Here is a 24,142-nt window from a genome sequence, read left to right as displayed (position 1 = left end):
ACCGGGGTCAGTCGCGCATCTGCCCGGGGGCGATGATTTCACGCGAGCCGTTGGTGTTCATTGCAGTGACGACGCCGGCGTGTTCCATGGCTTCGATCATGCGGGCAGCGCGGTTGTAGCCGATTTTCAACTTGCGTTGCACTGCGGAGATAGAGGCGCGACGGCTTTCCAGCACGAAGGCCACGGCCTCATCGTACAGCGCGTCGGTTTCGGCATCATCGTCGCCACCGCCGCTGCCACCGTCAAAACCGCTGCCGGCCTCTTCGACGCCTGCGAGGATGTCGTCGTTGTATTCCGGGGCGCCGCGCAGTTTCCAGGCTTCGACCACGCGGTGTACTTCGTCATCGGACACAAAGGCACCGTGAACGCGAATCGGCAGGCTGGTGCCCGGCGGCATGTAGAGCATGTCACCGTGGCCCAGCAGTTGCTCGGCGCCACCCTGGTCGATGATGGTCCGTGAGTCGATCTTGCTCGATACCTGGAACGCCATGCGTGTCGGGATGTTGGCCTTGATCAGGCCGGTGATCACATCCACCGACGGGCGCTGAGTCGCGAGGATCAAGTGAATCCCGGCGGCACGTGCCTTCTGGGCAATACGCGCGATCAGTTCTTCGACCTTCTTGCCGACGATCATCATCATGTCGGCGAATTCGTCGACCACCACCACGATGGTCGGCAGCTTGGTCAGCAGCGGTGCCTCATCGTGAATGTTTTCGCGCTTGTACAGCGGGTCGGTCAGCGGTTCGCCGGCGTCCTGGGCTTCCTTGACCTTGGCGTTGAAGCCCGACAGGTTACGTACGCCCATCTTGGCCATCAGCTTGTAGCGGCGCTCCATCTCGGCAACGCTCCAACGCAGGGCGTTGGCGGCGTCCTTCATGTCGGTAACCACTGGGCAGAGAAGGTGCGGAATACCTTCGTAGATCGACAGCTCCAACATCTTCGGGTCGATCATGATCAGCTTGGCGTCATCCGGCCCGGACTTGAACAGGATCGACAGGATCATTGCGTTCACACCCACCGACTTACCGGAACCGGTGGTACCGGCTACCAGCAGGTGAGGCATTTTCGCCAGGTCGGTGATCACCGGCTTGCCGCCGATGTCATGGCCGAGGGCCAGGGTGACCGGCGATTTGAAATTGTCGTACTCGGGGGTCGACAGCACTTCGGAGAAACGCACGATCTGGCGGTCTTCGTTGGGAATCTCGATACCCACGGTGGTCTTGCCCGGGATCACTTCCACCACGCGAACGCTGGTCACGGCCAGGGAACGGGCCAAGTCTTTGGCCAGGTTGGAAATGCGGCTGACTTTGACACCGGCGGCCGGCTGGATTTCGTAACGGGTAATCACCGGGCCGGGATGGATCGAATCCACCGACACTTCGACGCCGAACTCCTTGAGCTTGATTTCCAGCAGATGGCCAACGGCCGCCAGGGATTCGGGGGAATAATTGAGCTGTTTCTTTTCTGCCGGGTCGAGAATCGAGATCGGCGGCAAGGTGCCTTCGACGGCGCTGTCGATAAACAGCGGGGCCTGTTTCTCTTTCTGTACGCGATGGCTGGGTTCCGGCGCCTTGGGCGGTGCCGGCGCGATCACCGGCGGCACCTGCTTCTCGCGGTCCGACATGTGCTTGCTCAGGGCTTGCTCACGCTCGATCAAGCGCTCCTTGACCTTGGCCTGCTCGCGCCGGTCCGGGGTGCTTGGGGCCACCACCTCGTTGACACGAGTGTCCACCTCGCGAAGCTGCGCAACCATCTGCTTGCGCTCCACACGGGCAGCCCACCAGCGGTTGGCGGCGCCTTGGAACAATTCGAACAGATCAAGGGTGATCTTGCCGGTCACGTCCATCACCTTGAACCATGACAGGTCGGTAAAGACCGTGAGGCCGAACAGGAACAGCGCGATGAACATCAAGGTGCTGCCCTGGATATTCAGCGTGCGCCGCGCCAGGTCACCGAGGCTCTCGCCCAGCGCCCCGCCCGCACCCGCCGGCAGGCCGGTGGGTGCATGGAAGTGAATATGCGCCAGCGCCGCGCCGGACAGCACCAGGAACACCAGGCCGATCAGGCGCCAGGAAAACAGCCAGCCGCTCCACTGCCACGGCTCGTGACGCTGGCGGAAGATCTGCCAGGTCTTGATCGCCAGCAGCAGCGGGAAAATGTACGCGAAATAACCCAGGATCATGAACAGGATATCGGCGCTGTAGGACCCTACCGGCCCACCGAAATTCTGCACGTCGTCGATCTTGCTGTTATGGCTCCAGCCTGGATCGTCCTTGCCATAGGTGAGCAAGGCCATCATCAGGAACAGGCACAGGGCACCGATGGCAATCAGTGCGCCTTCCTTGAGTCGGTAATGCAGGTGCTGGCGCCAGGCCGGTACGACTGCTGCTTTGGGTGCTGCGGCGGATTTCTTCAAAACGGGTCTTTTCCTGCGCCTTTAGCGCGTCCATCTGTTGAATGACTACACATGACTGCCCTATCCCGAGCAGCTGAAAAATGAACGTATGTTGCTGAATCTACTTTTAACACCAGGTCACGGATAGGTGAAATGGCGATAACGCCACAATGGGCGCATTGTACGGGTTTGCGTGCGCGATGCCACACACTTGCCCTCCACCTGGCAGCCTTGGCAATCGAAGTGTCAAAGCCTGTTCAATTTGAGCATGCATTGCCTTTGCTGACAAAGGCTTATGAGCTGTATCTGGCAATCCAGGCAAACTTGGCAAATGGCTGGCATGTGCCAGCCCCGATTACGACCGCGCCTTATGCGCAGAGTTGCAGAAACACCCGCTCATGCTAATCCGGCCTCACGGCTTAATCGGGCTGGCCCCTTGGCGCCGGGTCGACAATAATCAACGCTTATGCGGCAGATGCCTTGTCTGCCACTCCCCTCCCCTTCCGTAAGCCTGGATGCCATGCTGACCTGGTTACAACGCGACAACCTGACTTTCCCGCCCCTGGCCAAGGCCATGCGCGAACCCAATGGCCTGCTCGCCGCCGGTGGCGACCTGTCGGCCGAACGCCTGATCCAGGCCTATCGCCATGGCTGCTTTCCGTGGTTCTCCGAAGGCCAGCCTATCCTCTGGTGGTCACCCGACCCACGCACGGTGATCTTCCCCGACGAACTGCATGTGTCCCGCAGCCTCGGCAAACTGCTGCGCCAACAGCGTTATACCGTGACGTTCGACCAGGATTTCGCCGCCGTCATCCAGGCCTGCGCTGCACCGCGCGCCTACGCGGACGGCACCTGGATCACCGAGGGCATCCAGAACGCCTACCTGGCGCTGCACAAGCGCGGCTACGCCCACTCCGTGGAAGTGTGGGACCAGGGCGAACTGGTAGGTGGCCTGTATGGCCTGGCGATGGGCCAGCTGTTTTTTGGCGAATCCATGTTCAGCCGCGCCGACAACGCCTCGAAATTCGGTTTCGCCACATTGACCCGTCAATTGCAGGCGTGGGGCTTCGTGCTGATCGACTGCCAGATGCCCAATGACCACCTGCACAGCCTGGGCGCCCGCGCCATACCGCGCAGCGACTTCGCTGACTTGCTGCGCAAGCATTTGGACCAACCCAGCTCTGGACCGTGGGTTTCGTAGGCGACTTTCGCCTACCTGGCTTACACTTATTCCAAAGCTTATCCCGAGGGTTGATCATGACCGAGCTGGCGCGCTTGAAGTTCTATGCCACTCAAGCCCACTCTTGCAGCTATCTGCCCGATGAGCAGGCCACCACGCTGTTCCTCGATCCCAGCCAGCCGATGGACGTGCATGTGTACGCCGACCTCTCGGAGATGGGGTTTCGGCGCAGCGGCGATCATCTGTACCGACCTCACTGCCAGAATTGCAACGCGTGTGTGCCGGCGCGCATCCCTGCCGCGCAATTTTTGCCCGATCGCAATCAGAAACGCATCCTCAAACGCAACGCCGACCTGACGGTAAACGCGGTCAAGCCGCAGTACAGCGAAGAGTATTTCGATCTTTATCAGCGCTACATCGAGCAACGCCATGCCGATGGCGACATGTTCCCGCCCAGCCGTGATCAGTTTTCCACCTTCCTGGTACGTGACCTGCCGTTCTCGCGCTTCTACGAGTTCCGCCTCGATGGACGGCTGCTGGCCGTGGCGGTGACCGACCTGCTGCCCAACGGCCTGTCGGCGGTGTACACCTTCTATGAACCCGAAGAGGAACGCCGCAGCCTCGGGCGCTTTGCGATCCTCTGGCAAATAGGTGAAGCGCTGCGCCTGGAACTGGAAGCGGTGTACCTCGGATACTGGATCAAGAACTGCAAAAAGATGAACTACAAGACCCAATATCGGCCCATTGAGCTGCTGATTAATCAAAGATGGGTCACACTTAACTAGAACCCCTTGGCTTGAACCCTCTTTTTCGGGCACAATGCACGCCGCTTTTGCCTGGCGCAGTTGCACCGGGCCATTCACTGGATACCGAGGGCTTTACTGCATGTCGAAAGAAGACAGCTTCGAAATGGAAGGCACTGTCGTCGACACCCTGCCCAACACCATGTTTCGTGTGGAGTTGGAAAATGGGCACGTCGTAACCGCGCATATCTCCGGCAAGATGCGCAAGAACTACATTCGTATTCTTACCGGTGACAAAGTGCGCGTCGAGCTGACGCCCTATGACTTGAGCAAAGGGCGCATCACTTACCGCGCTCGCTAAGCAAGTCAATACAAAACGCCCGGTTATGCCGGGCGTTTTTGTGTGTGCGCCATTTGCCCCAACAACACAAATCCCTGTGGGAGGGGGCTTGCTCCCGATAGCAGTGGGCCAAGCAACTAAGCTGTTGCTGAACCACTGCTATCGGGAGCAAGCCCCCTCCCGCATTGGATCTCGATTGTTCTGAGAATTGCATTTCAAGTCAGCAAAAAGGCGCCTTTCGGCGCCTTTTTGTGTTGCTGCACAGCGATCAGGCCATTTCTGCCGTGGTCTCGAACTCGAAGGTCAGCTCGCCGTCCTTCAGGTCGATATGCACCACGCCGCCATGGTCGGAGAGTTCGCCGAACAGGATCTCTTCGGCCAGCGGCCGCTTGATCTTGTCCTGGATCAGACGCGCCATTGGGCGAGCGCCCATTGCCGCATCGTAGCCGCCCTCTGCGATCCAACTGCGAGCCGCTTCCGTCACATCCAGCTGCACGCGCTTGTCTTCCAACTGCGCCTGAAGCTCGGTGAGGAACTTGTCCACCACGCTCTTGATAACCTCATGGCTGAGGCGACCAAATTGGATAATGGTGTCCAGACGGTTGCGGAACTCCGGCGTGAAGCTCTTCTTGATCACTTCCATTGCATCGGAAGAGTGATCCTGATGCGTGAAGCCGATAGACGCTCGCGCAGCAGTTTCAGCACCGGCGTTGGTGGTCATGATCACGATCACATTACGGAAGTCCGCCTTGCGCCCGTTGTTATCGGTCAGCGTCCCGTGATCCATGACCTGCAACAGCAGGTTGAAGACTTCCGGGTGAGCCTTTTCGATTTCATCGAGCAGCAGTACGCAATGCGGCTGCTTGGTGATCGCTTCGGTCAACAAGCCGCCCTGATCGAAACCGACATAGCCCGGCGGCGCACCGATCAGGCGCGACACGGTGTGACGCTCCATGTACTCGGACATGTCGAAACGGACCAGCTCGATACCCATGGCCTTGGCCAACTGCCGCGCCGCCTCGGTCTTGCCGACGCCGGTAGGCCCTGCGAACAGGAACGAACCGACCGGTTTGTCCGGCGACTTGAGGCCCGCGCGGGACAATTTGATAGCCGTGGACAGCGAGTCGATCGCCGCATCCTGACCGAACACAGTGAGCTTGAGATCGCGCTCCAGGTTACGCAGCAGCTCCTTGTCGGAACTGGTGACGTGCTTTGGCGGAATCCGCGCGATCTTCGCCACGATGTCCTCGACCTGAGGCACATCGATACGCTTCACACGCTTCTCGACCGGCTGCAGGCGCTGGTAGGCGCCCGCCTCGTCGATCACGTCGATGGCTTTGTCCGGCATGTGCCGGTCATTGATGTAGCGCGACGCCAGCTCGGCCGCCGCACGCAGGGCCTCATCGGTGTACTCGATGCCGTGGTGCGCTTCAAAACGCCCCTTGAGCCCACGCAGGATGCCAATGGTGTCTTCAACCGAAGGCTCGGACACGTCGACTTTCTGGAAGCGTCGCGCCAGGGCACGGTCTTTTTCGAAAATGCCGCGAAACTCCTGGAAGGTGGTTGAGCCGATGCAGCGGATATCACCCGAAGACAGCAATGGCTTGAGCAGGTTGGAGGCGTCCATCACCCCACCGGAGGCCGCACCGGCACCAATGATGGTGTGGATCTCGTCGATGAACAGGATCGCCTGCGGGCGTTTTTTCAGCTCGCCGAGCAGCGCCTTGAAGCGCTTCTCGAAATCGCCACGGTACTTGGTCCCGGCGAGCAATGCGCCCAGGTCAAGAGAGTAGACGACGCTGTTTGCCAGCAGGTCCGGCACCTGGTTGTCGACAATGCGCTTGGCCAGGCCTTCGGCAATCGCGGTTTTACCCACGCCCGCCTCACCCACCAGCAACGGGTTGTTCTTGCGACGCCGCGCGAGAATCTGCGCTACACGCTCGACCTCGCTCTCACGCCCGACCAGCGGATCGATCCGCCCCTGTCGCGCCATCTCATTGAGATTGCTGGCATAGGCATCCAGCGGGTTGCTTGAAGAAGAAGACTCACCGCCCTCGTCGTCCTGCATATCCTGCTCACCCTCGGAATGATCGCCGTGCCCGGGCACCTTGGAGATACCGTGGGCGATGTAATTGACGACATCAATACGGGCAACGCTCTGCTGCTTGAGCAGAAACACGGCCTGGCTTTCCTGTTCGCTGAAAATTGCCACCAGCACGTTTGCGCCTGTGACCTCACGCTTACCGGAGCTCTGTACGTGGAAGACAGCACGCTGCAATACCCGCTGGAAGCCCAGGGTTGGCTGGGTCTCGCGGTCCTCGTCATGCACGGGGATCAGTGGCGTGGTGGAGTCGATAAACTCCTGCAGATCATGCTTGAGTTTGTCGAGGTTGGCGCCGCACGCACGCAGAACGGTGGCGGCAGCTTCATTATCCAAAAGTGCCAGCAAAAGGTGCTCGACGGTCATGAACTCATGACGCTTCGAACGAGCCTCCTTGAAGGCAAGATTGAGGGTGACTTCGAGCTCGCGGTTTAACATAGCTTCACCTCATACCCAAGTGGTCGGCGTTAACCGTCCTTCTCGATTTCACAGAGTAGCGGATGCTGGCTTTCCCTGGCGTACTGGTTGACCTGCATGGCCTTTGTCTCGGCGATGTCGCGGGTAAACACTCCACATACTGCCCGTCCTTCTGTGTGAACGGCCAGCATTACCTTGGTCGCCAACTCGCGGTTCAGGTTAAAAAACACCTCGAGCACTTCGACGACGAAATCCATCGGTGTGTAGTCATCATTGAACAAAACCACCTTGTACATCGGCGGTGCCTGTAAAGCAGGCTTGGCCTCCTGAACAGCAATGCCTGCAGAACCGTCGTCGTCATGTTCCTGATCCGGGCGATCCTGATTGAATGTTAGTCGAATCTGGCTATTTGCATGCATGGAAAGAAAGGTTCGTCAGTGGTTCAATTACAGTGGTGGGGGCGAGCTGTCAGAATTTCAACTCTGACCGACTGGTCGCCTTGACTATCGGCAAATCGGTGTTACAACCAATAGAGCCCACAGTGGGTAAAAAAGGTCCGCGCAGTCAACCTTATTTATTCGGGTTAGGACGGATAAACTGGATGATACTCCAGTGATGGAGTCTGGTGCAGAGGGATATGGGAATGGCTAGTGGTAAGGTCAAGTGGTTCAACAATGCCAAGGGGTACGGCTTCATCAATGAAGACGGCAAGACTGAAGACCTTTTTGCGCATTATTCGGCGATTCAAGTGGAAGGCTACAAAACGGTGAAAGCGAATCAGCCTGTCACCTTTGATATCGTTCAAGGCCCAAAGGGTATGCAGGCCACGAATATCGTTCTCGTTGATACGCCTGCCACTACGAACGTCGAAAAGAAAAGCAGAAACACCGACTTACATTCAAAAAAGCAACACGCCTGATCAATTATTGAACAAAGCATTGAAAGCAAACCGGCCACCCCGAATCATCAGGGCGGCCGGTTTTCTCTGCCTGCTTACATATGCTTGATCAGCGCATCACCAAAGCCCGACGACGACACCAACGTAGCGCCATCCATCAGGCGCTCAAAGTCATAGGTCACGGTCTTGGCAGAAATCGCACCATTGGTGCCCTTGATGATCAAGTCAGCCGCCTCGACCCAGCCCATATGACGCAGCATCATTTCTGCCGACAGAATCAATGAACCCGGGTTGACCTGGTCCTTGCCCGCATACTTGGGCGCAGTACCGTGAGTGGCTTCGAACATCGCCACGGTGTCCGACAGGTTGGCTCCCGGCGCGATACCAATACCACCAACCTCCGCCGCCAAGGCATCGGACAAGTAGTCACCATTGAGGTTGAGCGTGGCAATCACATCATACTCAGCCGGACGCAGCAGGATCTGCTGGAGCATGGCATCGGCAATCGCATCCTTGACCACCACATTCTTGCCGGTCTTGGGGTTCTTGAACTGCATCCACGGGCCGCCATCGAGCAGCGTCGCGCCGAATTCTTCAGCCGCCACTTCGTAGGCCCACTCCTTGAAGGCACCTTCGGTGAACTTCATGATGTTGCCTTTATGCACGATGGTCAGCGAGTCGCGGTCGTTATCGACTACATACTGCAGGGCCTTGCGCGCCAGGCGCTTGGTACCCTCTTTCGACACCGGCTTGACGCCAATCCCGCAATCCTGGTCGAAACGGATCTTGGTAACGCCCATTTCCTCCTTGAGGAACTTGATCACCTTGATCGCCTCAGGCGAACCGGCTTTCCACTCGATACCCGCGTAAATATCCTCGGAGTTCTCACGGAAGATGGTCATGTCCACATCGCCTGGCTTCTTGACCGGGCTGGGCACGCCTTCAAACCAGCGCACCGGGCGCAGACACACATACAGGTCGAGCTGCTGACGCAGAGCCACGTTCAGCGAGCGAATACCACCCCCGACCGGCGTGGTCAGCGGGCCCTTGATGGACACCACGTAATCCTTGACCGCGTCCAGGGTTTCCTGGGGCAACCAGGTGTCCTGGTCGTAGACCTGGGTCGCCTTTTCGCCGGCATACACCTCCATCCACGAGATTTTGCGCTTGCCGCCGTAAGCCTTTTCAACAGCTGCGTCGACTACCTTGATCATCACCGGGCTGATGTCGACGCCAATACCGTCACCTTCGATATAGGGGATGATCGGTTGGTCAGGAACATTGAGAGAATGGTCTGCATTGACGGTGATTTTGTCGCCGACTGCCGGAACCTGAATCTTCTTGTATCCCATGCTGAACTCCATCTATGGATTGAACATCTGGCTGCGTTCGAGCCTACTCCAGATAAATGGCGACCGAAACCTCGCGCCATGCTCATTTGCATCGAAAACAGCATAAATTGTCGCCTACAAGCCTGAAAGCAAAGGGAAAAGTGCCAATCTTGAGCACATCATTCAACTTTCGGCGCAACCCCGCCCCTGCGACCTTTAGACCAATGGACGACACACCTTTTGTATGAAGGCTCTGCGTAAGCATAGCGACCTATGTATAATGCCGCCGCTGACCAAAGAGTCACGACGGTTGACCGCTCTAGACAGTAGCCTTCAGCCAGAAAGCAGGACTATTACAATAGTCCAAACGCTTGACGCTCGACTGATGCAACCCAACATCACCGCGAAGAAACCTCGACATTTCGCTCATGGATGACTTTGAACGAACGCGCTCCACCCGGCGCATCTCGAGTTTCTGCGCACGCTTTCAGCAAAGAAGAGAGTTAATCCGAATATGCCCACCCGCTCGAAGATCATCTACACCTTCACCGACGAAGCTCCAGCCCTCGCCACCTATTCACTGTTGCCTATCGTAGAGGCCTTCACGGCTTCCGCTGATATTGCCGTTGAAACCCGCGACATCTCCCTCGCAGGGCGCATCCTCGCAAGCTTCCCCGAGCAACTGGGCACCAAGGCTATCCCGGACCACCTCGCCGAACTGGGCGACCTGGCCGTAACCCCTGAAGCCAACATCATCAAGCTGCCTAACATCAGTGCCTCGACCCCGCAGCTGCAAGCCGCGATCAAGGAACTGCAGGCCCAGGGCTACGCCCTGCCGGACTACCCGGAAACCGTAACCACCGACGCGGAAAAAGAAACCCGTGCACGTTACGACAAGGTCAAGGGCAGCGCCGTGAACCCGGTACTGCGCGAAGGCAACTCCGACCGCCGCGCGCCGCTGTCGGTCAAGAACTACGCACGCAAGCACCCGCACAAGATGGGCGCCTGGGCTGCCGACTCCAAGTCGCACATTGCCCACATGAGCAATGGTGACTTCTACGGCAGCGAAAAAGCCGTACAGATCGAAGCCGCCGATGCTGTCAAAATTGCGCTGGTTGCTCAGGACGGCACCACCACCGTCCTGAAAGAAAAGACCAGCGTCCAGGCCGGCGAGATCATCGACACCGCCGTGCTGAGCAAGAAAGCGCTGCGCAGCTTCATCGCTGCTGAAATCGAAGACGCCAAGAAGCAAGGCGTGCTGCTGTCGGTTCACCTCAAAGCCACCATGATGAAGGTCTCCGACCCGATCATGTTCGGCCAGATCGTTGCCGAGTTCTATAAAGATGCCCTGGCCAAGCACGCTACCGTGCTTGAGCAGATCGGCTTCAACCTGAACAACGGCATCGGCGACCTGTATGCCCGCATCAAGGCCCTGCCGGCCGACCAGCAAGCGCAGATCGAAGCCGACATCCAGGCCGTCTACGCCGCTCGTCCTGCCCTGGCGATGGTCAACTCCGACAAAGGCATCACCAACCTGCACGTGCCGAGCGACGTGATCGTCGACGCCTCGATGCCGGCCATGATCCGTGACTCCGGCAAGATGTGGGGCACCGACGGCCAGTTGCACGACACCAAGGCTGTGATCCCGGATCGCTGCTACGCCACCATCTACCAGGCGGTCATCGAAGACTGCAAGGCCAATGGCGCCTTCGACCCGACCACCATGGGCAGCGTGCCAAACGTTGGCCTGATGGCCAAGAAAGCCGAAGAGTACGGCTCCCACGACAAGACCTTCCAGATCAAGGCTGACGGCGTTGTTCGCGTCACCGACAGCCAGGGCAACCTGCTGATGGAACAGAAAGTCGAGGCCGGCGACATCTTCCGCATGTGCCAGACCAAAGACGCGCCGATCCAGGACTGGGTCAAGCTCGCCGTCAACCGTGCCCGTGCCAGCAACACCCCGGCTATTTTCTGGCTGGACCCCAAGCGCGCTCACGATGGCGTAGTGGTCGAGAAAGTTCAGGCGTACCTGAAAGACCACAACACCGAAGGCCTGGACATCCGCATCATGGCCCCGGTCGATGCGATGAAGTTCACCCTGGAGCGCACCCGCAAGGGCCTGGACACCATTTCGGTGACCGGCAACGTGCTGCGCGACTACCTGACCGACCTGTTCCCGATCATGGAACTGGGCACCAGCGCCAAGATGCTGTCGATCGTGCCGCTGATGAACGGCGGCGGCCTGTTCGAAACCGGCGCTGGCGGTTCGGCTCCCAAGCACGTTCAGCAGCTGCTGGAAGAAAACTTCCTGCGTTGGGACTCCCTGGGCGAGTTCCTGGCCCTGGCCGCTTCCCTTGAGCACCTGGGCGTGACCTACAACAACCCCAAAGCCTTGGTACTGTCCAAGACCCTGGACCAGGCTACCGGCCAGTTCCTGGACAACAACAAGTCGCCATCGCGCAAAGTCGGCAACATCGACAACCGCGGCAGCCACTTCTACCTGGCGCTGTACTGGGCCCAAGCCCTGGCCGCCCAGACCGAAGACGCTGCACTGCAAGCGCAGTTCGGCGAACTGGCAAAAACCCTGGCTGAGAACGAAGCAACCATCGTTGCCGAGCTCAACGCGGTACAGGGCAAGCCTGTGGACATCGGCGGCTACTACGCGCCGAACCCCGAGCTGACCAGCAAGGCCATGCGCCCAAGCAACACCCTCAATGCGGCAATTGCCAAGTTGAAGTAAGGTTGTAAGGATGCAAAGAAGCCCCGGCCCAGTGCCGGGGTTTCTGTTTGTAGGGACTTCATTGAAGAAACCCAATCAAATGTGGGAGCTGGCTTGCCTGCGATTACAGTCTGTCAGTTCATACAGGTGCAGCTGACCCACCGCCATCACAGGCAAGCCAGCTCCCACATTGACCGAGTCACCTTCCCGATACCGAGGTTTGCAATGACCTGGCTCCCCCACATCACCGTCGCCACCATCGTCGAAGACAACGGCCGCTTCCTGATGGTTGAAGAACTCAAGAGCGGCCGCGCCGTACTCAATCAGCCCGCCGGCCACCTGGACCCGAACGAAACCCTCACCGAGGCCGCGGTGCGTGAAACCCTCGAAGAAACCGGCTGGGATGTCGAGCCCACTGGCATCGTCGGCATTTACCTGTACACCGCACCGAGCAATGGCGTGACCTATCAGCGCGTATGCTTTATCGCCAAGGCGCTGAAACATCACCCGGACTATCAACTCGACGAAGGCATCCTGCGCGCCCGCTGGCTGACCCGTGACGAGCTGATGACCGTGCGCGATGACTGGCGCAGCGAGCTGATCATCCGCTGTATCGATGATTATCTGGCCGGCCACCGGCACAGTCTCGAATTGATCCGCCCTTCTCTTTAGCCTTAGCGGCTCGGGCCTGATAGAATCGCGTCCTTTTTCAAGACACCCGTTGAAACCCTATGCGTGATCCAGCCCCTTCTGACACACAAAAGAAGCGCGTCATCGTCGGCATGTCCGGCGGCGTGGATTCTTCCGTTTCCGCCGTTCTGCTCATGGAGCAGGGTTATGAGGTGGAAGGCCTGTTCATGAAGAACTGGGAAGAAGACGATGGAACCGAATACTGCACCGCCATGGACGACCTGGCGGACGCCCAGGCCGTGTGCGACAAGATCGGCATCAAGCTGCACACTGCCAACTTCGCCGCCGAGTACTGGGACAACGTGTTCGAGCACTTCCTGGCCGAATACAAGGCCGGCCGCACGCCGAACCCGGACATCCTGTGCAACCGCGAAATCAAGTTCAAGGCGTTCCTCGACTACGCCATGATGCTTGGCGCCGACCTGATTGCCACGGGCCACTACGTGCGCCGTCGCGATATCGATGGCCGCACCGAATTGCTCAAGGGCCTGGACCCGAACAAGGACCAGAGCTACTTCCTGCACGCCGTCGGCGGTGAACAGATTGCCAAGACCCTGTTCCCGGTCGGCGAACTGGAAAAGCCCGAAGTGCGCAAGATCGCCGAGCAACACGGCCTGGCCACCGCCAAGAAGAAAGACTCCACCGGGATCTGCTTTATCGGCGAGCGCCGCTTCAGCGATTTCCTCAAGCAGTACCTGCCGGCGCAGCCGGGCGAGATCAAGACCACTGACGGCGAAGTGATCGGCCGTCACCATGGCCTGATGTACCACACCATTGGCCAGCGCCAGGGCCTGGGCATCGGCGGCCTGAAAGACGCAGGTGAAGAGCCTTGGTACGTGCTGGTCAAGGATCTGCAAAACAACGTGCTTGTGGTCGGCCAGGGCAACGAACATCCGCTGCTGTTCTCCGGCGCCCTGCTCGCTTCCGAGATCTACTGGGTCAACCCGATCGACTTGAGCACGCCACGCCGCCTGACCGCCAAAGTGCGCTATCGCCAGAGCGACCAGCCGTGCACCCTGGAAAAAACCGCCACAGGTTACCGCGCGACCTTCGACGACCCGCAACGTGCGGTCACCCCAGGCCAATCCGTGGTGTTCTACGACGGCGAAATCTGCCTGGGCGGCGGCGTGATTGAAGTTGCGCAAGCCTGGAGCCATCCGGCATGAGCCCGACCCAGGAGCAATTGACGGCGCTTGGCGGGGTATTCCTGGCCGCCGTACTGGTGGACAAGATCGCCAAGACCGGCCAGGTCACCGAGGCAGGCCTGACCTGTATGCTCGGCAGCCTGCTGATCCGCGACCCCAAGGACACTCTGGAAGTCTACGGTGGCGACGACCTGGCCCTGCGTGAAGGTTATCGCGCCCTGATCGGCGCCCTCGAACGCGACCCAAGCACCCTGCAGCGCGAGCCGTTGCGCTACGCCCTGTCGATGCTCGGCCTGGAACGGCAGCTAGCCAAGCGCGACGACCTGCTGGAAACCATCGGCAAGCGCCTGCCGCAAATCCAGTCCCAGGTTGAGCACTTCGGCCCGGCCCACGAGAACGTAATCGCGGCCTGCGGGGCGCTTTACCAGGACACCTTGAGCACCTTGCGCCAGCGCATCCAGGTGCACGGCGACATGCGCAACCTGCAGCAACCCAATAACGCCTCGAAGATCCGCGCGTTGCTCCTGGCCGGCATTCGTTCGGCGCGGTTGTGGCGGCAGTTGGGCGGACATCGCTGGCAACTGGTGATCAGCCGACGCAAATTGCTCAAAGAGCTTTACCCGTTGATGCGCAACGAATAAGTCGCATCAGCAGGCCATTTTCAAGCCGTTACGCGTAATACGCCGGTCAGTTGGCAACGGACCGGCGGATTTTTTCATGTATGATACGCGCCCCATTTCGTTGCCCGACTGTCCGAGAACACCCCATGCAGCTCTCTTCGCTCACTGCGGTTTCCCCTGTTGACGGCCGCTACGCCGGCAAAACCCAGGCCCTGCGCCCTATTTTCAGCGAATACGGTTTGATCCGTGCGCGTGTACTGGTTGAAGTGCGCTGGCTCCAGCGCCTGGCCGCTCACCCTGCCATCGGCGAAGTGCCGGCGTTTTCCGCCGAGGCCAACGCTGTATTGAACACCCTGGCGGAAAACTTCTCCCTGGAGCACGCCGAGCGTGTGAAAGAGATCGAGCGCACCACCAACCACGACGTCAAAGCCATCGAGTACCTGCTCAAAGAGCAAGCGGCCAAGCTGCCGGAACTGGCCCAGGTCAGCGAATTCATCCACTTTGCCTGCACCAGCGAGGACATCAACAACCTGTCCCACGCCCTGATGCTGCGCGAAGGCCGTGATGACGTGATGCTGCCGCTGATGCGCCAGACCGCCAACGCTATCCGTGAACTGGCGATCCGTTTCGCTGATGTGCCGATGCTCTCGCGCACCCACGGCCAGCCGGCTTCGCCGACCACCCTGGGCAAAGAGCTGGCCAACGTGGTGTACCGCCTGGAGCGCCAGATCGCTCAAGTGGCCGCCGTGCCATTGCTGGGCAAGATCAACGGCGCCGTGGGCAACTACAACGCCCACCTGTCGGCCTACCCCGAGATCGACTGGGAAGCCAACGCCCGCGCCTTCATCGAAGACGAACTGGGCCTGGGTTTCAACCCTTACACCACGCAGATCGAACCCCACGACTACATTGCCGAGCTGTTCGACGCGATTGCGCGCTTCAACACCATCCTGATCGACTTCGATCGCGATATCTGGGGCTACATCTCCCTGGGCTACTTCAAGCAGCGCACCATTGCCGGTGAAATCGGCTCGTCGACCATGCCGCACAAGGTCAACCCGATCGACTTCGAGAACTCCGAAGGCAACCTCGGCATCGCCAACGCGCTGTTCCAGCACCTGGCCAGCAAGTTGCCGATCTCTCGCTGGCAGCGCGACCTGACCGACTCCACCGTACTGCGCAACCTCGGTGTAGGCTTTGCCCACAGCGTGATCGCGTACGAAGCCAGCCTCAAAGGCATCAGCAAGCTTGAGCTCAACGAGCAGAAAATCGCCGCTGACCTGGATGCATGCTGGGAAGTCCTGGCCGAGCCGATCCAGACCGTGATGCGTCGCTACAACATCGAAAACCCGTACGAAAAACTCAAAGAACTGACACGCGGCAAGGGGATCACCTCTGAAGCGCTGCAGACTTTCATCGACGGCCTGGACATGCCAGCTGCCGCCAAGGCCGAGCTGAAACTGCTGACCCCGGCCAACTACATCGGTAACGCTGTAGAGCAAGCCAAGCGCATCTGATTACCGCAAGACCCTTGAGACGCCCGGCCGCGCCGGGCGTTTTTATTCCAGTCTTAAAAGTGCTTTTTTTCAATAGGTTACACATGAATCCTGATATCCCTCTTCAACTTCTGGGCGGCATCACGGCACGGGAATTCCTGCGCGACTACTGGCAGAAGAAACCCCTGCTGATCCGTCAGGCCATCCCTGACTTCGAAAGCCCGATCGACGCCGACGAACTGGCAGGCCTGGCCCTGGAAGAAGAAGTCGAATCGCGCCTGGTGATCGAACACGGCGAGCGCCCGTGGGAACTGCGTCGCGGCCCATTCGCCGAAGATGCCTTCAGCGCCCTGCCAGAGCGTGAGTGGACCCTGCTGGTGCAGGCGGTCGACCAGTTCGTGCCGGAAGTCGCCGAACTGCTGGAGCACTTCCGTTTCCTCCCAAGCTGGCGTATCGACGATGTGATGATCAGCTTCGCCGCGCCCGGCGGCAGCGTCGGTCCGCACTTCGATAACTACGATGTGTTCCTGCTGCAAGCCCAGGGCAAGCGCAACTGGAAGATCGGCCAGATGTGCAGCTCCGAAAGCCCGCTGCTGCAACACGCTGACCTGCGCATCCTCGCCGAATTCGAAGAAAGCGCCGAATGGGTGCTGGAGCCAGGCGACATGCTCTACCTGCCACCGCGCCTGGCGCACTTCGGCATTGCCGAAGACGATTGCATGACCTACTCGGTGGGTTTCCGCGCCCCGAGCGCCGCCGAAGTGCTGACCCACTTCACCGACTTCCTCAGCCAGTACCTGACTGACGAAGAGCGCTACACCGACGCCGACGCCCAGCCGGTCAGCGACCCACACCAGATTCAGGTCGACGCTCTGGATCGCCTCAAGGGTCTGCTGGCTGAGCACATGAGCGACGAGCGCATGTTGCTGACCTGGTTCGGCCAGTTCATGACCGAGCCGCGCTACCCGGAACTGGTCGCTGGTGAAGAGCTGGGCGAAGAAGACTTCATCAACAGCCTGCAAGATGGCGCGATTCTGGTACGCAACCCAAGCGCGCGCCTGGCCTGGTCTGAAGTCGACGACGATGTATTGCTGTTCGCCAGCGGCCAGAGCCGTTACCTGCCCGGCAAGCTGCGTGAACTGCTGAAGCTGGTGTGCTCGGCCGACGCACTGCACAGCGAAAACCTCAGCGTATGGCTGGCCGACGAAGACGGCCGCGACCTGCTGTGCGAACTGGTCAAGCAAGGCAGCCTGGGGTTCGCGGATGAATAAGATTCACGTAAGTGTCGCGGACTGGCGAAAGGATATCGACGAGATTCGGCGCATTCGTGAAGCGGTATTTATCGCCGAGCAATCGGTTCCAGCCGAGCTCGAGTGGGATGCGGACGACGCTGGCGCCATGCATTTCCTCGCATTCGAAGGCGACTTTCCGATTGGTACCGCACGCCTGCTGCCCAGCGGCGAGATTGGTCGCGTGTCGGTGCTCAAGGACTGGCGCGGGCTGAAGGTGGGCGACAAGCTGATGGAAGCGGTGATTGGAGTGGCTGAAAAGCGCGGCCAGACCCGGCAGTTCCTCAGTGCGCAGGTGTATGCGGCGCCGTTTTATGAGCGGTTGGGTTTCAAGATCGTCAGCGATGAGTTTCTTGAAGTCGGGATTCCGCATGTGGATATGGTGCGCGGGGGCTGACTCAAGACCGAGTCGCCTATATCGGGAGCAAGCCCCCTCCCACATTTGACTGAGTCCATCCGTTGAAATGCGGTCAAAATGTGGGAGGGGGCTTGCTCCCGATAGCCATATCAGCAACACCTCAAAATGCCCTGCCTGCCAGGGCATTTTGCCGTCTACGATTCAACTTGCGCCCCGCCAGGCCGACAAACTGGCACTATCAAGCCAAATGACTCGCAGAGATAACGGACATGTCCCTACGCACCCTGCTCACCGCCCTGCTCCTGACCGCCAGTGTTTCGGCCCTGGCTGCCACCGAGGTCGTCAACCTGAGCAACCGCACCAGCGCCGACCTACTGCCCGTGGCGCAGAACTTCATCGGCAAGGACGGCACCGTCAGCGCCTACGGCAACCAGCTTATTGTTAACGCCGACCCTGCGAAGATCGAGGGCTTGCGTACCCTGCTCTCCCAACTGGACACGCCGGCCAAGCGCCTGCTGATCACCGTCGACACCAACGAAACCAACCAGCAGAACAGCGGCGACAGCCAGACCCGCATCATCAGCTATGGCACCGTCAGCCGCGATGGCGGCATCCAGCAGATCCAGGCCAGCGAAGGCGTGCCGGCGCTTATTCAGATCGGCCAGAGCGTACCGCTGACCACCACGCACCAGGATGGCTATGGCCGCCTGCAGAACCAGACCCAGTATCGCAACGTCACCCAGGGCTTTTACGTCACCGCCAGCGTCACCGGCGAGACCGTACACCTGGCTATCAGTACCAACCGTGACCGTATGAGCCAGGAACGTCCTGATGTAGTGAACGTGCAGAGCACCGACACAACCGTCAGCGGACGCTTGGGCGAATGGATTACCCTGGCAGGCATCAATGGCGAAACCCAGGCCGACAAATCTTCTACAACCCGCAGCTACTCTACTCAGGGCCGCGATGACCTGACGGTGCGGGTCAAGGTCGACACCCTGAACTGAAGCACCAAAAACTGACTGGCGAGTCGTATTAGACCAAAGATGTAGTGCCTTGAAAAAAGCACTACAAAACATTTGACGATCCAAAAAAGCATGGGCATGATGGCCTCGCTCCCGCTAATCAGGGGCCCTGGCAAGGGCCTTCGGATCGCCGCTCCAAGTTACCCACCTGAGCCGATTCGTGTCTGTACCGCCCACAAGGCACGTTGGACGAGGTTGCGACTGGAACGAAGTTGTCCCGAGGGACGGAAGCTAACCAGGTAACCCGGCTACGCACTGATGAATCGTACAAAGGCCCACGACGCCCGAAGACCGTTTGCAGTTTGCCCTTACCTGCTCAACTCCGCCTTGAGCCAATCGTTCATCCCGTCGCCTACCCCGCCGAACTTGACTTGAACACCCAAGCTTCTGGTCAGCGAGCAGCCATCACCACGCACTTTCTACGTGGCTGGCAAATGGAATTTTCCACCTAGACCTATGCGACGAGGTTTTTCCCCATGGCACTGACACGCGAACAGCAAATTGCAGCCCTTGAAAAAGATTGGGCTGAAAACCCACGCTGGAAAGGCGTGACCCGCGCTTATTCCGCTGCTGACGTCGTCCGCCTGCGTGGCTCGGTCCAACCTGAGCACACCTTTGCAAAACTCGGCGCCGAGAAGCTGTGGAACCTGGTCACCCAAGGTGCCAAGCCGTCCTTCCGTCCCGACAAAGATTTCGTCAACTGCATGGGCGCCCTCACTGGCGGCCAGGCAGTCCAACAGGTAAAAGCCGGCATCCAGGCGATCTACCTGTCCGGCTGGCAAGTGGCAGCGGACAACAACTCCGCTGAATCCATGTACCCCGACCAGTCGCTGTACCCGGTGGACTCGGTTCCAACCGTGGTCAAGCGCATCAACAACTCGTTCCGTCGTGCCGACCAGATCCAGTGGAAAGCCGGCAAGAACCCGGGTGACGAAGGCTACATCGACTACTTCGCGCCAATCGTGGCTGATGCCGAAGCCGGTTTCGGCGGCGTACTCAACGCCTACGAGCTGATGAAGAGCATGATCGAGGCAGGCGCTGCCGGCGTGCACTTCGAAGACCAGCTTGCGTCAGTGAAGAAATGCGGCCACATGGGTGGCAAGGTACTGGTACCGACCCAGGAAGCCGTACAGAAGCTGACCGCTGCGCGTTTGGCCGCTGACGTTGCCGGTACACCGACCATCATCCTGGCCCGTACCGACGCCAACGCGGCAGACTTGCTGACCTCGGACTGCGACCCGTACGACCAGCCGTTCGTGACTGGCGAGCGTACTCAGGAAGGTTTCTATAAAGTCCGCGCCGGCCTCGACCAGGCCATTGCCCGCGGCCTGGCCTACGCGCCGTACGCCGACCTGATCTGGTGCGAGACCGCCAAGCCGGACCTGGACGAAGCTCGTCGCTTCGCCGAAGCGATCAAGAAGGAATACCCGGACCAACTGCTGTCCTACAACTGCTCGCCTTCCTTCAACTGGAAGAAGAACCTGGACGACGCGACCATCGCCAAGTTCCAGCGTGAACTGTCGGCAATGGGCTACAAGCACCAGTTCATCACCCTGGCCGGCATTCACAACATGTGGCACAGCATGTTCAACCTGGCGCATGACTACGCCCGCAACGACATGACTGCCTATGTGAAGCTGCAGGAGCAGGAATTCGCTGACGCCGCCAAAGGCTACACCTTCGTGGCGCACCAGCAGGAAGTGGGTACCGGCTACTTCGACGACATGACCACCGTGATCCAGGGCGGCACCTCGTCCGTGACCGCGCTGACCGGTTCGACCGAAGAAGAGCAGTTCCACTGATCCACTGAGTACACGGCCACTGCGGCCCCAGGGAAGACCTAACCGCAGTGCCGCACAACAATCACGCCCCGACTGGTTCGGGGCGTTTTTTTGCCTGCACAAAACCTACCGATGCACTGCGGACCAAATGTGGGAGGGGGCTTGCTCCCGATAGCGGTGGATCAGCAACAGTTGGGTTGGCTGATACTCAGCTATCGGGAGCAAGCCCCCTCCCACAAGGAATTTTGCGCAAAACATTGATCCAGAGCGGTATTCGCACACATCCAATCGGTTAAAAGAACCGTTGCGACAACTAAGCGACACTCAAGCAAGTAACGGCAACTTCCCCCGCCACATGAGAAACAATCGCTTAAACCCCACGCAAACAATATTCATTATCATTTGGCGCCTGAAAACTTCGTTGCAGCTTAAACAAAACATAATTGATGAAAAGCCCGCTAATGCCCACGGTACAAGGGCTACAGCCCCAAGAAGGTGCACTATGTGCTTATTCCACCGAATAATTTCGCCCTGGGAATTTTACTTGCCCGGTGTTTAGCCATAAAATCACCGCGATTGATTGCAGTGCGACATATCGTCACTGCATCGTTACTTTTTCGAGCTCAGAGACCTTTGCTCTCTGTTAAGGATTTCCAGCATGACCGACGCGACAGGACTCATGGCCCACAACTGGGGCTTTGCCATTTTCCTCCTCGGTGTTGTGGGCCTTTGCGCCTTCATGCTTGGCGTCTCCAGCCTACTCGGGTCAAAAGCCTGGGGCCGCAGCAAAAACGAACCGTTCGAGTCCGGCATGCTACCTACAGGTGGCGCCCGCTTGCGGCTCTCAGCCAAATTCTATCTGGTCGCGATGCTCTTCGTGATCTTCGATATCGAAGCCCTCTTTCTCTTTGCATGGTCTGTGTCCGTCCGCGAAAGCGGCTGGACCGGATTCGTCGAAGCTCTCGTTTTCATAGCAATTCTGTTGGCAGGTCTTGTCTACCTGTTCCGAGTGGGCGCCCTTGACTGGGCTCCGGAAGCTCGTCGCAAGCGGCAGGCGAAGCTGAAACAATGAGGCTTTGGCAATGCAATACAATCTCACCAGGATCGACCCGGATGCTCCTAACGAGCAGTACCCCATCGGCGAACGGGAAACCGTTTCCGACCCGTTAGAAGACCAAGTCCACAAAAACATCTACATGGGCAAGCTGGAAGACGTGCTGAGTGGCGCGGTCAACTGGGGGCGTAAAAACTCCCTGTGGCCGTACAACTTCGGCCTTTCGTGCTGCTACGTGGAAATGACCACCGCCTTCACGGCGCCCCATGACATCGCCCGCTTTGGCGCCGAAGTTATCCGGGCATCACCGCGCCAGGCGGATTTCATGGTTATCGCCGGTACCTGCTTCATCAAGATGGCGCCGATCATCCAGCGTCTCTATGAGCAAATGCTCGAACCGAAGTGGGTCATCTCCATGGGTTCGTGCGCCAACTCCGGTGGCATGTACGACATCTACTCGGTCGTTCAAGGGGTGGACAAGTTCCTGCCCGTGGACGTCTACGTGCCTGGCTGCCCGCCCCGCCCCGAAGCATTCCTGCAAGGCTTGATGCTGTTGCAGGAATCGATTGGCAAGGAGCGTCGCCCACTGTCCTGGGTCGTCGGTGATCAAGGCGTGTACCGCGCCGAGATGCCGTCCCAAAAGGAACAGCGCCGCGAACAGCGAATCGCAGTCACCAACCTGCGCAGCCCCGACGAAGTCTGATCCAGCCCGCTTCTTTATATAGAACGAAAACCTGGCTTCATTCTTTACGTTGACCGAAAGCGATAAAAAACCATGACTACAGGCAGTGCTCTGTATATCCCGCCTTACAAGGCAGACGACCAGGATGTGGTTGTCGAACTCAATAACCGTTTTGGCCCTGACGCCTTCACCGCCCAGGCCACACGCACCGGTATGCCGGTGCTGTGGGTGGCGCGCGCCAGGCTCGTCGAAGTCCTGACCTTCCTGCGCAACCTGCCCAAGCCGTACGTCATGCTCTATGACCTGCATGGCGTGGACGAGCGACTGCGCACCAAGCGCCAGGGGCTGCCGAGCGGCGCCGATTTCACCGTGTTCTACCACTTGATGTCGCTGGAACGTAACAGTGACGTGATGATCAAGGTCGCCCTGAGCGAGAGCGACCTGAGCATCCCGACCGTCACCGGTATCTGGCCGAACGCCAGCTGGTACGAGCGTGAAGTCTGGGACATGTTCGGCATCGACTTCCCTGGCCACCCACACCTGACGCGCATCATGATGCCGCCGACCTGGGAAGGTCACCCACTGCGCAAGGACTTCCCTGCCCGCGCCACCGAATTCGACCCGTACAGCCTCAACCTCGCCAAGCAGCAGCTTGAAGAAGAAGCGGCGCGCTTCCGTCCGGAAGACTGGGGCATGAAACGCTCCGGCACCAACGAGGACTACATGTTCCTCAACCTGGGCCCGAACCACCCTTCGGCTCACGGTGCCTTCCGTATCATCCTGCAACTGGACGGCGAAGAAATCGTCGACTGCGTCCCGGACATCGGCTACCACCACCGTGGCGCCGAGAAGATGGCCGAGCGTCAGTCCTGGCACAGCTTCATCCCGTACACCGACCGTATCGACTACCTCGGCGGCGTGATGAACAACCTGCCGTACGTGCTCTCGGTCGAGAAGCTGGCCGGCATTAAAGTGCCGGACCGCGTCGACACCATCCGCATCATGATGGCCGAGTTCTTCCGCATCACCAGCCACCTGCTGTTCCTGGGTACCTATATCCAGGACGTCGGCGCCATGACTCCGGTGTTCTTCACTTTCACCGACCGTCAGCGCGCCTACAAGGTCATCGAAGCCATCACCGGTTTCCGCCTGCACCCGGCCTGGTACCGCATCGGCGGCGTGGCCCACGACCTGCCGAACGGCTGGGAGCGCCTGGTCAAGGAATTCATCGACTGGATGCCCAAGCGTCTGGACGAGTACCAGAAAGCCGCGCTGGACAACAGCATCCTCAAAGGTCGTACCATCGGCGTCGCCCAGTACAACACCAAAGAGGCCCTGGAATGGGGCGTCACCGGTGCCGGCCTGCGTTCCACCGGTTGCGACTTCGACCTGCGCAAGGCGCGCCCGTACTCCGGCTACGAGAACTTCGAGTTCGAAGTACCGCTGGCGGCCAATGGCGATGCCTACGACCGTTGCATCGTGCGCGTCGAAGAAATGCGCCAGAGCCTGAAGATCATCGAGCAGTGCATGCGCAACATGCCGGCCGGCCCGTACAAGGCGGATCACCCGCTGACCACGCCGCCGCCCAAAGAGCGCACGCTGCAGCACATCGAAACCCTGATCACGCACTTCCTGCAAGTTTCGTGGGGCCCGGTCATGCCGGCCAACGAATCCTTCCAGATGATCGAAGCGACCAAGGGTATCAACAGTTATTACCTGACGAGCGATGGCGGCACCATGAGCTACCGCACCCGGATTCGTACCCCAAGTTTTGCCCACTTGCAGCAGATCCCTTCGGTGATCAAAGGCGAGATGGTCGCGGACTTGATTGCGTACCTGGGTAGTATCGATTTCGTTATGGCCGACGTGGACCGCTAA

At 59.2% G+C, this 24,142-nt stretch carries 20 protein-coding genes; 16 read left to right on the top strand and 4 right to left on the bottom strand.

Going from position 1 to position 24,142, the window contains the following annotated elements:
• Window positions 1–7 precede the first annotated feature (7 nt).
• Window positions 8–2,416 carry a DNA translocase FtsK gene (locus J1G33_RS18135; protein ID WP_005789085.1) on the bottom strand — a complete coding sequence of 803 codons (2,409 nt, stop codon included), beginning with the start codon at window positions 2,414–2,416 and terminating at the stop codon, window positions 8–10.
• Between the two features lie 499 nt (window positions 2,417–2,915).
• Between J1G33_RS18135 and aat the strand changes: the two genes are divergently transcribed.
• From aat to infA, 3 genes are all read left to right on the top strand, one after another.
• Entirely contained in the window at window positions 2,916–3,596 is a 681-nt protein-coding gene (aat, locus tag J1G33_RS18130; protein WP_005789086.1) for a leucyl/phenylalanyl-tRNA--protein transferase, read from the top strand.
• 56 nt (window positions 3,597–3,652) lie between these two features.
• Window positions 3,653–4,360 carry an arginyltransferase gene (locus J1G33_RS18125; RefSeq protein WP_005789087.1) on the top strand — a complete coding sequence of 236 codons (708 nt, stop codon included), beginning with the start codon at window positions 3,653–3,655 and terminating at the stop codon, window positions 4,358–4,360.
• 100 nt (window positions 4,361–4,460) lie between these two features.
• Window positions 4,461–4,679: a translation initiation factor IF-1 gene (gene infA / locus J1G33_RS18120; RefSeq protein WP_002553999.1), complete on the top strand. Its 219-nt coding sequence runs from the start codon at window positions 4,461–4,463 to the stop codon at window positions 4,677–4,679.
• 247 nt (window positions 4,680–4,926) lie between these two features.
• Here infA and clpA read toward each other — a convergent pair whose 3' ends face one another.
• Together clpA and clpS are read right to left on the bottom strand one after the other, a co-directional pair.
• Complete coding sequence (gene clpA / locus J1G33_RS18115; RefSeq protein ID WP_032880624.1) at window positions 4,927–7,197, bottom strand: ATP-dependent Clp protease ATP-binding subunit ClpA; 2,271 nt, start codon at window positions 7,195–7,197, stop codon at window positions 4,927–4,929.
• Between the two features lie 29 nt (window positions 7,198–7,226).
• Window positions 7,227–7,595 carry an ATP-dependent Clp protease adapter ClpS gene (gene clpS / locus J1G33_RS18110; RefSeq protein WP_005789091.1) on the bottom strand — a complete coding sequence of 123 codons (369 nt, stop codon included), beginning with the start codon at window positions 7,593–7,595 and terminating at the stop codon, window positions 7,227–7,229.
• A 218-nt stretch (window positions 7,596–7,813) separates the two neighbouring features.
• On the opposite strand from clpS, the gene J1G33_RS18105 reads away from it, so the two are divergent.
• The gene (locus J1G33_RS18105) at window positions 7,814–8,095 is read left to right on the top strand and encodes a cold shock domain-containing protein (RefSeq protein WP_050549411.1); all 282 of its coding nucleotides are present in this window, start codon (window positions 7,814–7,816) and stop codon (window positions 8,093–8,095) included.
• A gap of 74 nt (window positions 8,096–8,169) precedes the next feature.
• On the opposite strand, the gene icd is transcribed toward J1G33_RS18105, so the two are convergent.
• Entirely contained in the window at window positions 8,170–9,426 is a 1,257-nt protein-coding gene (gene icd, locus J1G33_RS18100; protein WP_005789095.1) for an NADP-dependent isocitrate dehydrogenase, read from the bottom strand.
• A 493-nt stretch (window positions 9,427–9,919) separates the two neighbouring features.
• Here icd and J1G33_RS18095 point away from each other — a divergent pair, with 493 nt between their 5' ends.
• The 12 genes from J1G33_RS18095 (at window position 9,920) to nuoC (ending at window position 24,142) form a co-directional block, all read left to right on the top strand.
• Window positions 9,920–12,145 (top strand): NADP-dependent isocitrate dehydrogenase, encoded by a 2,226-nt coding sequence (locus J1G33_RS18095; protein WP_005789097.1) that lies wholly within the window; start codon window positions 9,920–9,922, stop codon window positions 12,143–12,145.
• Window positions 12,146–12,349: 204 nt separating this feature from the next.
• Window positions 12,350–12,796, top strand: coding sequence for an NUDIX hydrolase (locus J1G33_RS18090; RefSeq protein ID WP_223018500.1), 447 nt, complete (start codon window positions 12,350–12,352; stop codon window positions 12,794–12,796).
• Between the two features lie 59 nt (window positions 12,797–12,855).
• The gene (mnmA, locus tag J1G33_RS18085) at window positions 12,856–13,980 is read left to right on the top strand and encodes a tRNA 2-thiouridine(34) synthase MnmA (protein ID WP_223018499.1); all 1,125 of its coding nucleotides are present in this window, start codon (window positions 12,856–12,858) and stop codon (window positions 13,978–13,980) included.
• On the top strand, window positions 13,977–14,600 hold the full coding sequence (hflD, locus tag J1G33_RS18080; protein ID WP_017137510.1) for a high frequency lysogenization protein HflD: 624 nt from the start codon (window positions 13,977–13,979) through the stop codon (window positions 14,598–14,600). The genes mnmA and hflD overlap by 4 nt, the downstream gene beginning before the upstream one ends.
• Window positions 14,601–14,725: 125 nt before the next feature.
• A complete protein-coding gene (purB, locus tag J1G33_RS18075) occupies window positions 14,726–16,096 on the top strand; it encodes an adenylosuccinate lyase (protein ID WP_005789106.1) in 1,371 nt (456 codons plus the stop codon).
• Between the two features lie 83 nt (window positions 16,097–16,179).
• Window positions 16,180–17,346: a cupin domain-containing protein gene (locus J1G33_RS18070; protein ID WP_005789108.1), complete on the top strand. Its 1,167-nt coding sequence runs from the start codon at window positions 16,180–16,182 to the stop codon at window positions 17,344–17,346.
• Complete coding sequence (locus J1G33_RS18065; protein ID WP_032880619.1) at window positions 17,339–17,761, top strand: GNAT family N-acetyltransferase; 423 nt, start codon at window positions 17,339–17,341, stop codon at window positions 17,759–17,761. Before J1G33_RS18070 ends, J1G33_RS18065 begins: the two co-directional genes overlap by 8 nt.
• Window positions 17,762–17,991: 230 nt before the next feature.
• Window positions 17,992–18,729, top strand: a complete 738-nt coding sequence (locus J1G33_RS18060; protein ID WP_223018498.1) for a secretin N-terminal domain-containing protein — start codon at window positions 17,992–17,994, stop codon at window positions 18,727–18,729.
• Between the two features lie 494 nt (window positions 18,730–19,223).
• Window positions 19,224–20,549, top strand: coding sequence for an isocitrate lyase (aceA, locus tag J1G33_RS18055; protein ID WP_003174717.1), 1,326 nt, complete (start codon window positions 19,224–19,226; stop codon window positions 20,547–20,549).
• A gap of 637 nt (window positions 20,550–21,186) precedes the next feature.
• A complete protein-coding gene (locus J1G33_RS18050) occupies window positions 21,187–21,600 on the top strand; it encodes an NADH-quinone oxidoreductase subunit A (protein WP_003192109.1) in 414 nt (137 codons plus the stop codon).
• 10 nt (window positions 21,601–21,610) lie between these two features.
• On the top strand, window positions 21,611–22,285 hold the full coding sequence (locus J1G33_RS18045) for an NADH-quinone oxidoreductase subunit B (protein ID WP_003174719.1): 675 nt from the start codon (window positions 21,611–21,613) through the stop codon (window positions 22,283–22,285).
• A 72-nt stretch (window positions 22,286–22,357) separates the two neighbouring features.
• On the top strand, window positions 22,358–24,142 hold the full coding sequence (gene nuoC, locus J1G33_RS18040; protein WP_005789116.1) for an NADH-quinone oxidoreductase subunit C/D: 1,785 nt from the start codon (window positions 22,358–22,360) through the stop codon (window positions 24,140–24,142).

Origin of the sequence: Pseudomonas sp. P867 (assembly GCF_019891455.1) — a bacterium.
GTDB lineage: Bacteria > Pseudomonadota > Gammaproteobacteria > Pseudomonadales > Pseudomonadaceae > Aquipseudomonas > Aquipseudomonas synxantha_A.
Note: the sequence above shows the minus strand (reverse complement) of the source record. Positions and strands in the feature narration are given on the sequence as shown.